The sequence below is a fragment of the Thalassotalea sp. SU-HH00458 genome (assembly GCF_040362795.1).
Classification (GTDB): Bacteria; Pseudomonadota; Gammaproteobacteria; order Enterobacterales; family Alteromonadaceae; genus Thalassotalea_H; species Thalassotalea_H castellviae.
The window spans coordinates 120,995-134,174 of record NZ_BAABWW010000007.1 but is presented as its reverse complement, the minus strand read 5'-3'; the positions used below and the strand labels follow the sequence as shown (position 1 = coordinate 134,174).

Sequence of the window (13,180 nt, the reverse complement as noted above, 5' to 3'; positions counted from 1 at the left end):
AAGGTATCAATAAAAAAACCCCTTAGAATCAACTAAGGGGCGACAGTGTTATAAAAACATAGTCAAGGAAATTCCTATTAAATCAGTTGCTCTATTTGCGCTGATTGACCCAGTGTTGCAAGTTTATCTAACCATTGTTGAGCAATTTCAGGTTGACTCGGTGCGGCATGAACACCTGCTGGAATATCGCCAGCTATCACAGCTTCTATGCCAAGCGCTACTGTAATAGACACTAAACGTGCCATTGCTTGCCCATTTCTATTACCGGCAGCGTCCATATAATAACGTTGATGCCAAATGGTGTTACCTGCTCGTTTTGCTTCAAGCTCAACAGACATAACGACACGGTCTGGTTCACCTTCTTCATAGCTATGCATGTCTTCTAAGTCCTTACTAATAGCTTCCATTTCTGCTAAACCAGCTTCGCCCTGTAAGTCACCTACTTGATCAAATAAATATTGCCACGCTTGTGACCAACCATTTAATCGTAAGGTGCCACGAACAAATTCTTCAATTTGCCACTCAGGTTCAAACTCATATTGCTCAACAAAAGGAAGAGAATCTCGGTTTGGATATGCTTGGAATGTTTCATTAACTGCACTAATGTGAATATCTTTTAATGCTTCCCATGGGCCTTTGGAAGTTTTTACAACCCCATTTTCTAGCCATTTTGCAGGCGATGTTAATGCTTTAAGTACGCCTAAAGGTGACCAGCTGAATTTATATTTGAAGTCATTTGCAACTTTAGGAAAGCCACCACAATAAGAACGAAAGTACAGTTTTGATTCCGTATTACATGCGTCACTTGCTTTAAAACGTGCGACTAATAAATGCGCAAATAAGTGATCAATACCTGGATCTAAACCAATTTCATTGATAAAAGTTAAGCCTTTCGCTTTTGCTTGTTGATCAAGCGCTTTCATTTCCGGAGAAATATAGCTGCTTGAAACAAAATGAGCCGATTTTTCTAAACAAAGCTGTGCTACTTCAACATGCATATTCGCCGGTAGCATGGATACCAAAATATCACCCGATTTCACTTTTTCAGCTAATGCAGGCCAATCTAATTGTTTCAATTCGCAGTGAATTTTAGCTTCGTTTAACATCGTTTGTGCTTTATCAATACGACGGTTCCACACCACTAAGTTATGTGAGGAGTTTGCTAAATATTTAATTCCTGGTGTGGCAGATAGCCCAACACCAAGCCAATGTATGGTGGATTTCATAAAAGGTACTCTTATAAATTTTTCGTTTTTTGATGATAAATATCGAGTGCTTGTTGCCAAACAGGTCGACTCAAATCATCTAACCTTGCTAAATAGGGCACTAATTGTTGGCCAAAATCTTCACTACTTTCTTTCGGTAATAACGACGGTAAATGATCAATCGCAATTAAGTGCAAATTATTTGGCTGCGGTATTACCTCTATTGTCGGTTCATTAAACGTGGTGCAATGGTCATAAATCCGAATAGGGTTATAATCACCATAAGGATCACAGCTAACATCACAAATAACGCTTAGAGTACGTTCAGCCGTATCAAGTGAGGTGTATGTTACAAACGGCGGTAGGTCTCGATTCACTAAAACACAGTTTACTAATACATCTGCATTGTTCACTTGCGCAAATGGACCACCAACCATCGTTTCTTCCATATCCCATTCAATGGTGTTTATTTGTAACGCTTTTGCTAAACCAATAGCGCCGGAGCCGCTTCGCCCTTTAGCGCCTATGACCATCATTGTTGGTTTAGTCGCGCACTGAGCAAGCAATATTGAGACCTCGCGAATCAACTGTGCTTGATCAGGAAAAGAACTGACGGGTGATAAGGCAGTTTTTCCCAGTTGTTTATTCGCCCAAGTCCATATCCCAAGTGCTGCGCCAGCAAAACCAGCCCAATAACCAAAGGCTGCAATGCGACATTGATTTTCGTCCACTAAAAATTCCAAATCATATAAGGCACCATCACCTTGTTTAAAACGAGATAAAATGTCACTAGCGCCTGTTTGCTCTTTATAAGCATGAGCGAAATAAATATGTTTATGAACCAAAGGAAAATTGTCTTCTGGTAATTCTTTTAGCCCTAAAATAAAAGCACTGTTGGGTGCTTGTGGCCAGCTTCCTTGTGCGACAATGTCACACCCCACTTTTCGGTACTTTTCGGGATCGAAAATATTTTGCTCACTTCGCTCAACTGACACTTTAAAGCCTGATTCAATTAATGTTTTAGCGCCTGAGGGGGTAAGTGCAGTGCGTTGTTCTTGTGGTTTTGTTTCGGCACGTAACCAAATATGCGTCTGACTCATAAAAATTACTACTTCTTGTTCAATGAATTCAAAAACAAAGTAAAAGTCAGTTAGCGTTTTTATTAAAAACAACTAACTGACTCAGCATCATATAAATTCTAAATTTAGAAATTGCCTCGAATACCGACCGAATATCTAGGTCCCGTTTCGGTCACAGTTAACGTTTGGTTAGCATATTCTGCGTTTTTAATATAAAGCTCGTTGGTTATGTTAATTCCTTCGAAAAATACCGTTAAGTTTTCAGTGAGATCATAACTACCGCTAATATCTACTTGTTTATAATCATCGACATAGTGACCATCGCGCCATGATTGCGGTTTAGATTGCATAAAACGGTCACGATTGTTGTAGGCAATCCTAAATTGAATCTCATCTTTCTCATAAAATAAGATTAAGTTTTGAGAATCACTTAAACCAATTAACGGTAGTTTTGCTCCGCCTTCATCAGCCGTTGATTCACTATCAACAAAGGTCATGTTTGCAATAACACCTAAGCCGTTAAAAGGTGATGGCAACTCAGTAAACATATGCTGAACAGCAATTTCAAAACCATCAATTTTGGTATTATCTTCATTAATAGGGCGCGACATTTTATATGTGTATGTACCACTTGGTACCGTCACAGTTTCTTCTGTTTCACCTGAACCTAAATACCCATCTACATCTTTGGTAAATCCAGCAATTGCGGCATAGCTGCCTTCTTGGTAATACCATTCAAGTGAGAAGTCATAATTGGTTGATTCAAATGGATTAAGTTTTGGATTGGAGCCTGAACCAAATAATTGATCTGTAGGACCATCACCGTAGTTAGCAAGCGGTGACATTTCAGACAACTCTGGACGCGTTAAACTTTTCGACCAAGCAAAACGTGCTATGACTTCATCGGTAATTTCAAGTTTACCATTTAAGCTTGGCAACACATTACTATAGCTATGACCAATCTCCACAGAGACATAATCATCAGAAGTAATAGCACGTACTTCGCCAGGCTTCTCATTAGACTCGACCAAGTTTAAAAGCGCTACTTGATTGCCTTTTGAAGTACTGTCAGTTTTCACATAACGAACGCCCGCCACTACTGACCAAGGCATTTCATTAACGTCTCCTTCAAAATAGAAGTCGGTGTACAGTGACATAAGTTCTTCATTTACATCATAGGCTGTCGGATCATCGACAATAGCAAAACCCGCACGGGTAAAAATATCACGTGCAACGTCTGGATCATCTAACTGGGCAATTGCTTCTTCTGTTCCTAAAAAGGCAAATAAATCATCTGAATTTAACGTTGGCCAAAATTCAGTAGGGCTCCCTGAGCCGCCCGATAAAAAGCCATCGGCATTGTATGTCGTTAACATACCGGCGGGTAACGGAATACGCGTGCTGTTATCGGCATAAATCCACGGCAATGGATTCTCTGTTTCAGCATAGGTTGAGCCTAATGTACGATCAGAATAATGCACGCCAAAGCCAACTTTCACTAATGCGCCCATTTCTACGAAGTAATCATTGTCGATTTTAGCTTCAAGTACTTCATCTTCTACCCGAGTACCTTGTAAAGATGCCCAACCAGCAGTTAAAACGTCACCATCTTTAAAGTTTTCAAAGGTCATAGTAGGCACTAGATCCCCTGATGTACGGTCATAGTTATATTCACCTGGACGACCAGCAACCACATCCGACCATCCTTTACCGGGATCATGCTCCGCTTTAGAGGTATTAATGTCTGCTGTTAATCCCCAGTTTTCATTAATTTGCCAATCGAGATTTAAGCCAAACGCTTTTAATTTATTATCCGCATCAGATTGACGTACTAAAGTTTCGATATAACTATCAACAAAATCAGCTTTTACTAAGGTGTTATTTTCATCGATAACAGGGTTTCTTACGTTGCCCGTTTCAAACCACATTGGGAAAACATCTTGACGATATTGCACATTAAAATCTGAGTACAATGCATCAGCAGTAACGGTAACATTTTTGCTGGGTTTATATTGTAAGACTAACGTGCCACTGTTTCTCTCTCGCGTTTCTGTTTGGGCAATTTGATCAAAGTTTTGAGGGAAGTATATTTCACCAAAATTTTGACCGTCTAAATCACTTTCTGTTTTATAGTAATATGCGGTATTAGCTTGGTCGTAACGACTTTCTCGTTTGTAATGCGAAAACGATGCGAGAACACCAAACTTGTCATCATCAAAGGTATTACTGACAAGACCAGAAAATTGCGGGCTCATTTTGCCCGTCATATCATCATATAAACCTTTAATGCTCCCTACAGCTTTAAAGCCAGGAAAGTCCATCGGTTTAACCGTACTTATATCAACCGTAGCACCAATAGCCCCTTCTTGGAGGGAAGCATTTTGAGTTTTATAAACTTCAGCACCATTGATTAATTCAGAAGCAAGTACATCAAAACTAAAAGCACGTCCACCACTTGTTGTTGCTAAAGTACGACCATTAAGTAATACCGAATTGAATTCTGGTCCCATGCCTCGAACGGTGATAAGTTGCCCTTCACCACCACTTCGATCAATTGAAACACCGGTTATTCGTTGTAAAGATTCAGCTACGTTTTGATCCGGAAATTTACCAATGTCTTCTGCAGAAATAGCGTCTACCACATTGCTCGAATCCTGCTTGATCCCCACAGAATTGATTAAACTGCCACGGATACCAGTGACAGTGATAACCTCAGTGTCATGGTCGGCTTCATTTTCTTCATTTGTAGTTTCATTCGCCCATGTAATTCCTGATACCCCAAGATTTAGCATGAGTAGAGATGATATATAGCTGAGTTTGAATTTCTTACCGTTTTTCATACCTATTCCCCATTTTTCATGTCAATAAAACGCATGTCTTAATGCATACTTATACTACTATCGTATTTATAGTATAAATCAGATAATAGTATTTTTATTCAGTGAATGTAAAGAGTGAATAGTAAATAATCATTTCATAGCTATAAAAACGTAGAGGGGTTTTAGGTACTTATGGCTCACGCAAAGCATTAATTCAGGGGGATGTTGATATAGAAAATAATAAACTATTGTTTATGTAAATTTTAAATTTAGCGCCTCTTTTATCAAAAGTGGTTAGGTTAGTAGGTTTATTTATTACCAATAAAAAGTAAAATTTACTGCACAAAACAAAGACAAAAATTCGATTTTCGATGAGGTATCTGCAGGTCATCACACAAGTGAGCGCATAATATAATTTCATTTTTATTAAACTAATTGCTCACTTTCATCGTATAACTGATAAAACTCAATATAGATTTATTATGTTATTCAATTTAATCGCATTTAATGCTTCTTGGTTAGGGTTAGTCTTGGTGGGAAATGCTGCTATTCCTATAGTATCTCTATGGCTTTTATTTCATATATATTCATCTAAACAGCGAATTGCTGAACTTAAATTAATTTTCTCCGTGACAATTGTTGGCGTATGTTTAGATACCATTTTAGTCGCTTTTGGAGTATTCACATTTAGTGATCATTTTATCTTACCATTGTGGTTAATCATGTTATGGGCAGCTTTTTCTGGCACTGTTGCACATAGTTTAAATTTTTTAACGGCGAATAAACGATTACAATTTGTTATTGGCTTCATCTTTCCGCCATTTAGTTATTTAGCAGGCGCTTCATTATCAAGAGTAGAATTAGGCTACCAAACCTTAACTACTTATTTGATCTTAGCGCCACTGTGGGGATGTTTATTCGTTTTTATTTATTTACTGAAAAATGCTTTTTATCTTGGGGAGGCGACAGAATGATTCGCCTGTTTTTATTAATACTTCTCTGCTCATCTAACACCTTAAATGCCAAAAAAAATCATTTACCTTTTAAGTTAACGGAAAACTTAACAACAGAAATGATCGAGTCAGAATATAAAAAAATAGGTAGTGCATTATTCAGTGTACTTTTTTGGGATATTTATAACAGTACTTTATATACCGAGTCAGGAAAATTCATTGAAGGAAGCGCACAACAAACAATTGTTTTTAAAATTGACTATTTTAAAGATATTACCCGTGACGACTTAATAGAACATACCGTTGAGCAATGGCAACATCTTAAAATTCATGAAAATGAATACCTACATTTCTTGCCAGAATTAGCTGAGGTTTGGCCAAATATATCAGCGGGGGATTCACTCACTTTATTGATTCAAAATCAAAATTCACGCTTTTATTTTAATGGTAATTTTATCGGTAGTATAGAAGAACACTCGTTCGGCTCCTTGTTCTTATCGATATGGTTATCGCCACAAACAAGCCAAAAAACACTTAGAAGTAAACTGCTTGGAGAAATTAAATAATGAACCGTTTATACAATATTCCATTGTTTTTTATAGTCTTTTTTTTAATATCAAGTTGCTCTACAGCTATCACCGATTACCAAAACAGTAATCCACCCTTTGACATTAAAAGTTACTTTAACGGTGAAGTTATTGCGTGGGGTATCGTTCAAGACTATAACAATAAAGTAAACAGAAGATTCTGTGTTGAGATAAAAGGAGATTGGCAAGGAAATACAGGAATTTTAGCTGAAACCTTTTATTTTAATGATGGCGAAGTTTCTTATCGAAATTGGCAGTTAACCAAAAAAGCTGATGGCACTTATCGAGGAACCGCTGAAGATGTAGAAGGAATAGCAATAGGTAAACAAAATGGCTTTGCTTTTCAATTTAATTACACCTTAAATCTTACACTTGATAATAAAACCTACCAAGTTGCGATGGATGATTGGATGTACCAAATCGACGAACATAAAGTGATGAATAAAACATCCATGAAAAAATTTGGTGTAGAAGTGGCAAACATCACGTTATTTTTTGATAAAGAACTCCCTGTAAAACAATGTCAAAAATAATCCTATTATTTTTGAATTAGATGGCTAAGTGCCGATTCAATGATTGGGTATTTAAACTTAAAGCCATTCTTTTGCAATTTATTTGGCACAACATGTTGACCAAAAAGTAAAAGGTCTGCCATTTCACCAAAGATTACTTTTAATATAAACGCAGGTGTTGTTATCAAACTAGGCCTATTTAATACTTTTGCTAATGTAGAAGTAAATACTTGGTTACTCACTGGATTCGGTGCCGTGATATTAACCGCCCCCTCTAACGTAGGTGTATTTTGAATAAATATAATAGCCGCGATTACATCCTCAATATGAATCCAAGACATCACTTGCTTACCATGACTAATTTTACCACCTAATCCTAATTTAAATGGCAATAACATTTTAGCTAAAGCGCCGCCTTTTTTAGCTAATACAATGCCCGTTCTCAAGATTGCAACACGAGTTTTTGACGATTTAGCTAACAGCGCAAAATGCTCCCAAGTGTTGCAAACACGATGAGTAAACTCTGGATGAAATTGCTGAAAATTTTCATCAATAACGTCATTATCTTGCCTGCCATACATCCCTATTGCACTGCCAGAAATGAATAAGCTAGGTGGATTTTTTGCTTGCTGAATATATGTGCTTATTTTTTCAGTAATATCCCAACGGCTCTTACATATTTTATTTTTTTGACTATAGGACCAACGTTTATCAGCAATCGGCTCTCCTGCTAAATTAATAATCGTGTCTTGGTTTTCTATATCCTCTAAAGAAAGGGAGCTAATTAACTTTATGTTTGCATTTAATAATTTTGAGGCTTTTTTAATATCTCTCGTCAAAACAGTAATCTGATCATTTTCAGTATTTAATGCATTAATCAAAGAACGACCAATAAGACCAGTACCACCAGTAATAAGTATGTTCATTTTATTCCTCTTACTTGTCGTTAAATACCCAAATTATTTTGTATTGTTAACTTAAATAATACGAATTTTTTTACGGTAGGGATCAGCAAAATAATTAAATATTTTTTTATTAATTTCTTGTGATCTCTGTTTGTTTTTTCGCCGTAGATTTCTCAGTAACATTAATTGAGAGAGCTAACATGAAATATTCAAAAATTATAAGCGTAACCCTTTTAAGTATGATGTTTTTGCAAGGTTGTAATGATTACGACAACAAAGTAATTGTAGAAGAATCAGAAGAAATTGCTGTCACTACAATTGTTGATGCTGCTGTGAGCAATGGTAACTTCACTACGTTAGTAGCCGCATTGCAAGCAACAGGATTAGACAACACATTAGCAGACACGAATAGCAGTTTCACAGTATTTGCCCCAACAGACGATGCATTCGCATTACTAGGACAAGAAACTATCGATGCGCTACTAGCTGATACCGATACGTTATCTGACATTCTTACTTATCATGTAATTGGTAGTGAAGTTGATGCTGAAACAGCCATTGGTTTAGCTGGCACAACGGTTGAAATGGTTAATGGTGATTTTATTGGTTTATCACTGGATGGTAGTCATTTATTAGTAAATACCGTGACAGTAACCACAGCAGATATTCAAACAGATAACGGTATTATTCATGTCATTGATGCGGTGCTTCTGCCACCTGAAGATATGATGGATCCCACGCTAAACATTGTTGAAACAGCTGTTGCCAATGGTAGTTTCACCACACTGGTTGCGGCTCTGCAAGCAACAGATTTAGATATTGTGCTCGCGGATGAAAGTACAATGTTTACTGTTTTTGCACCAACTGATGACGCCTTTGCACTGATAGGTGAAGAAACGATTACTACTTTGTTAGAAAACCCAGATGTACTTTCAAATATATTATTACAACATGTCATTGCTGGTAGTGCTGTCGACTCAGTAACCGCTTATTCATTAAATGGTACTATGGTTGAAACCGCTTCAATGGCAACAATTCCTTTAGCTATTAATTCAGCAACTGACATGCTGATGTTTGGTGGTGCCAATATCATCATGAAAGATATTTACACAACCAATGGTGTTATCCATGTAATAGATGCTGTGGTAGTCGGGGACGTTGAAGTGCCAGCCCCAGCAATGAGTTTAGTCGATGTAGCAGTCAATAATGGCAACTTCACAACACTTGTTGCTGCATTGCAATCAACCGGTTTAGACACAACACTAGCCGATTTAGACACTGATTTTACTGTATTTGCGCCGACAGACGCAGCATTTGCAAAGTTACCAGAAGGTACGTTAGATAGCTTAACGGCTGATCAATTAACCAATATTTTGCTTTATCATGTGCTACCTGGAAAAGTAATGTCTGATGCAGCAATTACCCTTGCACAATCTTCAGATAACATGGTTGAAGTTGCCAATGGAGACAAGGTTTCACTTTCATTTGTCGACTCTATGTTATTTGTTAACGGGGCATTGATAAGTACTGCAGACGTGATGGCTGATAATGGCACGATTCACGTCATTGATAACGTTATTTTACCACCAGCAATGATGGAAACTCCAACACAAAACATTGTTGAAGTTGCATTATCGGACCCTGACAACTTTTCAACGCTTGTTACAGCTCTAACTGCGGCAGATTTGGTAACAACATTATCAAATGAAGAGGCAATGTTCACCGTATTTGCTCCAACTAATAATGCTTTTGCAGCGATCGACCCTGATGCTTTATCAGCCTTATTAGCTGATACAGAAGCATTAACCAATGTATTACTAACTCATGTTATCGGCGGTGCAACTTTAAGTTCATTAGATGCTTACGCTGCTAATGGTAAAATGTTAACAACGGCTTCAGGCGAAACGATTGAAGTTATGATTAATGCAGAAACTGGCATGTTAATGATTGGCGGTGCACATGTCTTCATTTCTGACATCTATACCACTAATGGCGTTATCCATGTTATTGACACGGTGATCCTTAATTAACCAACAAACTCCCTTTCCACAATGCATACCATTTAATTGTACTGCATGGTTTTTGCCCCTGTCTTCAGGGGCTTTTTTTATCTTAAACTGATCAAGTATCTACGCTTGTTCGTATATCAATACATAGTTAAAAAAGAATATACTTATGAAAGCTGTAAACTCAAGATTACCTATTTTCCCTTTACCGGTATTTTTATTACCCAATGGCATCACGCGCTTAAGAATTTTTGAACCCCGTTATTTAAAATTGGTAAAAATAGCCTCCACAGAACAAGGGTTTATTATTTTATTAAACGCTAAATCATCATCTTTAACTGAAATAAAGTGGGGAAGCTGGGTCGATATCATCAACTTTGATGAAGGTGAAGATGGCGTATTGGAAATTGACGTTCAGTGTAAGTCTTTAGTAGAGATTTTATCCATTGAAAACGAGAAAGAACAATTAAATTTTGGCTGTGTTAAAGAAAAATCACACTGGTCCCAAAAAGTTAATCATATAAAACTTAGCGAACTTTCTTCATCACTAGAAGACGTTTTTGAAAACAATATCATGCTTAATACTCTTTACAATGAAAAGCCAACCCATAACGCTAGTTGGGTAGTGGCAAGATGGTTAGAACTTTTACCTATTAATTTAGCAATTAAAAATACCTTTATTAACGATCATTCTTATCAAGATGCAGAAAACTTTGTTCACGCTATTATTCTCAATGATTAGCCGCATCATCTTAATTACAAAAAAAATAGAATTAAAGTGATCTACTTTAAATTTTAACCCGTATAACTAACCATGTTTTAACCTAGTACTCGGTGATAAAGCGATGCAAACCCACTTGCTAAGCAAAGTGACAAATGCTAAATCTAGTAAAATGTCAGATAAAATAAATCATCCTCAGCTTTGCGAATGGCTTAATGCCGTAGCAATATCACGAGACAAAAAAGCGTTTACGCTATTGTTTAAGTTTTTTGGTCCTAAAATTCATGGCATTGCTCGCGGAAAGTTTCCTAATGAAGCGCAAGCTAGCGAAGTAGTGCAAGAAACAATGAGTAATGTTTGGCGAAAAGCTCATTTGTTTGATAAAAACAAAGGTGCTGCTACTACGTGGGTTTATACGGTAATGCGTAATGTAACTTTTGATATGTTGCGCAAAATTAAAGGTAATAGAGAAGATAACCTTAGTGAAGACATTTGGCCACTTGCAGAAAGTATGGTGAGTAACGATGAATCATTTGATGATCATCTTGAAAATAAGCAATTGCTTACCGTTATAGAAAAGCTACCTGAAGCTCAGCAACAAGTAGTAAAAGGTTTCTATTTTAAGGAAATGTCTCAAGAGCAACTCGCCGAACATCTCAAATTACCGCTTGGAACAATAAAATCTCGTTTGCGTTTAGCATTAGCAAAACTCAAAGTGCAGTTAGGAGAAAAAAATGATTAAACATCACCCTAAACTTGAGCTGATACAGGCCTTTGTTGACGGCGATTTACCAGCGTCATTATCAGCAGGTATAGCCATGCATGCTGAAATGTGTCCGCAATGCCAAGAAAAAATTGTCCAATTAACAGAGCATGCTGCTGAAGTTAGTTTCGAGGAAGGCTTCCTTGATAAATTTATTGTTGATGATAGCTCAAATAATGACATTGATTTTGAAGCGATGGCTAACCTTATTTCACAGTCAGATGATATTGCTATTTCAGAACCCATATTAGACAAATCAATTGTGTTTAATGATACAACTTATCAATTACCTAAAGTCCTGAATAATATGACAATAGGTAATACAATCAATATAGGCAAATTATCGAGAGCACGATTACAGTTAGATGAAAATGAAATTCACACCAGCCTATTAGAAATAAAACCTGGTGGCGGTGTACCTGAACATACCCATAAAGGATTTGAATTAACCCTATTGTTAGACGGCTCTTTTCATGATGAAAAAGGTGAATATACAAAAGGTGACTTCATTATGCTCGATAGTTCACACCAGCATCATCCAGTTTCAAACAACGGATGCCTTTGTTATACCGTAGCTAATGACGCTTTACACTTTACCCAAGGCATTAATAAATTACTGAACCCAATCGGCGCATTAATTTATTAATAACAAAAATAATAGGTGTACTTATGATTCATACCGTTGATAAAAAAGACTTACACATTGGTATTAGTGCGTGCTTAGTAGGAGAAAAAGTACGCTTTGACGCCAGTAATAAGCCCTCTAACTTTTGTATAAATGAATTGGGACAACATGCAACATTTAAATCCTTTTGTCCCGAAGTTGCGATTGGATTACCTATTCCACGCCCCACTATTCGACAAATAAAGCGTGATGATGTCATAAGTGTATCTAGACCAGATGGCTCTGGCGATGTCACTGAAGCACTAAGTGCCTACGGTAAAAAAGTGGCGTCTATGACACAAAACTTAAGTGGTTACGTATTTTGTGCAAAGAGTCCAAGTTGTGGAATGGAACGTGTAAAGCAATATAGTCCTGAAGGTAACTCATTAAAATCTGATGGCGTAGGTGTTTTCGCCAAAGAAATCATGGAGGCTAATCCATTATTACCTTGTGAAGAAAATGGCCGCTTAAACGACCCTATCATTCGCGAAAACTTTGTTGCTAGAGTTTATGCCTATAAACATTGGCAAACAGTTGAAGCCTCAGGTTTAACAAAGCATAAGTTAACCACTTTCCATAGCCAATATAAATACACGGTGATGAGTCACGACTTAGTTGCTTACAAACAATTAGGTCAATTATTAGCAAAAGCTGATATGCCATTAGCTGAAATGGCGGAAAAATATATTTTTGGATTAATGGCGGCTTTAAAAGTTAAAGCAACTCGTAAAAAACATGCAAACACACTTACTCACATTCAGGGTTACTTCTCAAAGCATTTAAAAAGTAATGAACGACAAGAGTTGTGTGAACAAATTGATGCATACCGAAAAGGTCTTATTCCTTTATTTGCTCCGCTGACATTAATCAAACACTATTTGTTGCAATACCCGAAAGATTATTTAGCAAAGCAAGCATATTTATCACCATATCCAGATGAACTTAAGCTGAGATATGCCTATTAAT

12 protein-coding genes are annotated in these 13,180 nt (G+C 37.0%); 8 read left to right on the top strand and 4 right to left on the bottom strand.

Features of this window, described 5'->3' with window-relative positions; genetic code table 11:
- Positions 1 to 77: 77 nt before the first annotated feature.
- The 3 genes from ABXH06_RS12265 to ABXH06_RS12255 form a co-directional block, all read right to left on the bottom strand.
- A complete protein-coding gene (locus ABXH06_RS12265) occupies positions 78 to 1,226 on the bottom strand; it encodes a saccharopine dehydrogenase family protein (protein ID WP_311582274.1) in 1,149 nt (382 codons plus the stop codon).
- An 11-nt stretch (positions 1,227 to 1,237) separates the two neighbouring features.
- Positions 1,238 to 2,305 (bottom strand): saccharopine dehydrogenase, encoded by a 1,068-nt coding sequence (locus ABXH06_RS12260; protein WP_311582271.1) that lies wholly within the window; start codon positions 2,303 to 2,305, stop codon positions 1,238 to 1,240.
- A 104-nt stretch (positions 2,306 to 2,409) separates the two neighbouring features.
- Positions 2,410 to 5,124, bottom strand: a complete 2,715-nt coding sequence (locus tag ABXH06_RS12255) for a TonB-dependent receptor (protein WP_353518404.1) — start codon at positions 5,122 to 5,124, stop codon at positions 2,410 to 2,412.
- A gap of 461 nt (positions 5,125 to 5,585) precedes the next feature.
- Here ABXH06_RS12255 and ABXH06_RS12250 point away from each other — a divergent pair, with 461 nt between their 5' ends.
- Genes ABXH06_RS12250 through ABXH06_RS12240 form a run of 3 tightly spaced genes read left to right on the top strand, consistent with a single transcriptional unit; the run spans position 5,586 to position 7,176 of the window.
- The gene (locus ABXH06_RS12250) at positions 5,586 to 6,077 is read left to right on the top strand and encodes a DUF2878 domain-containing protein (RefSeq protein WP_311582265.1); all 492 of its coding nucleotides are present in this window, start codon (positions 5,586 to 5,588) and stop codon (positions 6,075 to 6,077) included.
- Positions 6,074 to 6,622, top strand: coding sequence for a chalcone isomerase family protein (locus ABXH06_RS12245; protein ID WP_311582260.1), 549 nt, complete (start codon positions 6,074 to 6,076; stop codon positions 6,620 to 6,622). Before ABXH06_RS12250 ends, ABXH06_RS12245 begins: the two co-directional genes overlap by 4 nt.
- Positions 6,622 to 7,176 (top strand): DUF3833 domain-containing protein, encoded by a 555-nt coding sequence (locus tag ABXH06_RS12240; RefSeq protein WP_311582257.1) that lies wholly within the window; start codon positions 6,622 to 6,624, stop codon positions 7,174 to 7,176. The genes ABXH06_RS12245 and ABXH06_RS12240 overlap by 1 nt, the downstream gene beginning before the upstream one ends.
- A gap of 5 nt (positions 7,177 to 7,181) precedes the next feature.
- Here ABXH06_RS12240 and ABXH06_RS12235 read toward each other — a convergent pair whose 3' ends face one another.
- A complete protein-coding gene (locus tag ABXH06_RS12235) occupies positions 7,182 to 8,081 on the bottom strand; it encodes a TIGR01777 family oxidoreductase (RefSeq protein WP_311582254.1) in 900 nt (299 codons plus the stop codon).
- Positions 8,082 to 8,260: 179 nt separating this feature from the next.
- Between ABXH06_RS12235 and ABXH06_RS12230 the strand changes: the two genes are divergently transcribed.
- The 5 genes from ABXH06_RS12230 to ABXH06_RS12210 all read left to right on the top strand — a co-directional run bounded on the left by ABXH06_RS12230 (position 8,261) and on the right by ABXH06_RS12210 (position 13,179).
- Entirely contained in the window at positions 8,261 to 10,090 is a 1,830-nt protein-coding gene (locus tag ABXH06_RS12230) for a fasciclin domain-containing protein (protein ID WP_353518403.1), read from the top strand.
- 145 nt (positions 10,091 to 10,235) lie between these two features.
- Complete coding sequence (locus ABXH06_RS12225) at positions 10,236 to 10,808, top strand: LON peptidase substrate-binding domain-containing protein (RefSeq protein WP_353518402.1); 573 nt, start codon at positions 10,236 to 10,238, stop codon at positions 10,806 to 10,808.
- A gap of 103 nt (positions 10,809 to 10,911) precedes the next feature.
- Positions 10,912 to 11,529: a sigma-70 family RNA polymerase sigma factor gene (locus ABXH06_RS12220; protein ID WP_353518401.1), complete on the top strand. Its 618-nt coding sequence runs from the start codon at positions 10,912 to 10,914 to the stop codon at positions 11,527 to 11,529.
- Positions 11,522 to 12,196, top strand: a complete 675-nt coding sequence (locus ABXH06_RS12215) for a ChrR family anti-sigma-E factor (protein ID WP_353518400.1) — start codon at positions 11,522 to 11,524, stop codon at positions 12,194 to 12,196. The genes ABXH06_RS12220 and ABXH06_RS12215 overlap by 8 nt, the downstream gene beginning before the upstream one ends.
- A 23-nt stretch (positions 12,197 to 12,219) precedes the next feature.
- The gene (locus ABXH06_RS12210) at positions 12,220 to 13,179 is read left to right on the top strand and encodes a YbgA family protein (RefSeq protein ID WP_353518399.1); all 960 of its coding nucleotides are present in this window, start codon (positions 12,220 to 12,222) and stop codon (positions 13,177 to 13,179) included.
- Position 13,180: the final 1 nt, after the last annotated feature.

Coding starts and splice junctions, on each gene's coding strand:
- ABXH06_RS12255 (WP_353518404.1), bottom strand. CDS start 5,124: ATGAAAAACGGTAAGAAATTCAAACTCAGCTATATATCATCTCTACTC.
- ABXH06_RS12265 (WP_311582274.1), bottom strand. CDS start 1,226: ATGAAATCCACCATACATTGGCTTGGTGTTGGGCTATCTGCCACACCA.
- ABXH06_RS12235 (WP_311582254.1), bottom strand. CDS start 8,081: ATGAACATACTTATTACTGGTGGTACTGGTCTTATTGGTCGTTCTTTG.
- ABXH06_RS12240 (WP_311582257.1), top strand. CDS start 6,622: ATGAACCGTTTATACAATATTCCATTGTTTTTTATAGTCTTTTTTTTA.
- ABXH06_RS12220 (WP_353518401.1), top strand. CDS start 10,912: ATGCAAACCCACTTGCTAAGCAAAGTGACAAATGCTAAATCTAGTAAA.
- ABXH06_RS12245 (WP_311582260.1), top strand. CDS start 6,074: ATGATTCGCCTGTTTTTATTAATACTTCTCTGCTCATCTAACACCTTA.
- ABXH06_RS12230 (WP_353518403.1), top strand. CDS start 8,261: ATGAAATATTCAAAAATTATAAGCGTAACCCTTTTAAGTATGATGTTT.
- ABXH06_RS12260 (WP_311582271.1), bottom strand. CDS start 2,305: ATGAGTCAGACGCATATTTGGTTACGTGCCGAAACAAAACCACAAGAA.
- ABXH06_RS12210 (WP_353518399.1), top strand. CDS start 12,220: ATGATTCATACCGTTGATAAAAAAGACTTACACATTGGTATTAGTGCG.
- ABXH06_RS12250 (WP_311582265.1), top strand. CDS start 5,586: ATGTTATTCAATTTAATCGCATTTAATGCTTCTTGGTTAGGGTTAGTC.
- ABXH06_RS12215 (WP_353518400.1), top strand. CDS start 11,522: ATGATTAAACATCACCCTAAACTTGAGCTGATACAGGCCTTTGTTGAC.
- ABXH06_RS12225 (WP_353518402.1), top strand. CDS start 10,236: ATGAAAGCTGTAAACTCAAGATTACCTATTTTCCCTTTACCGGTATTT.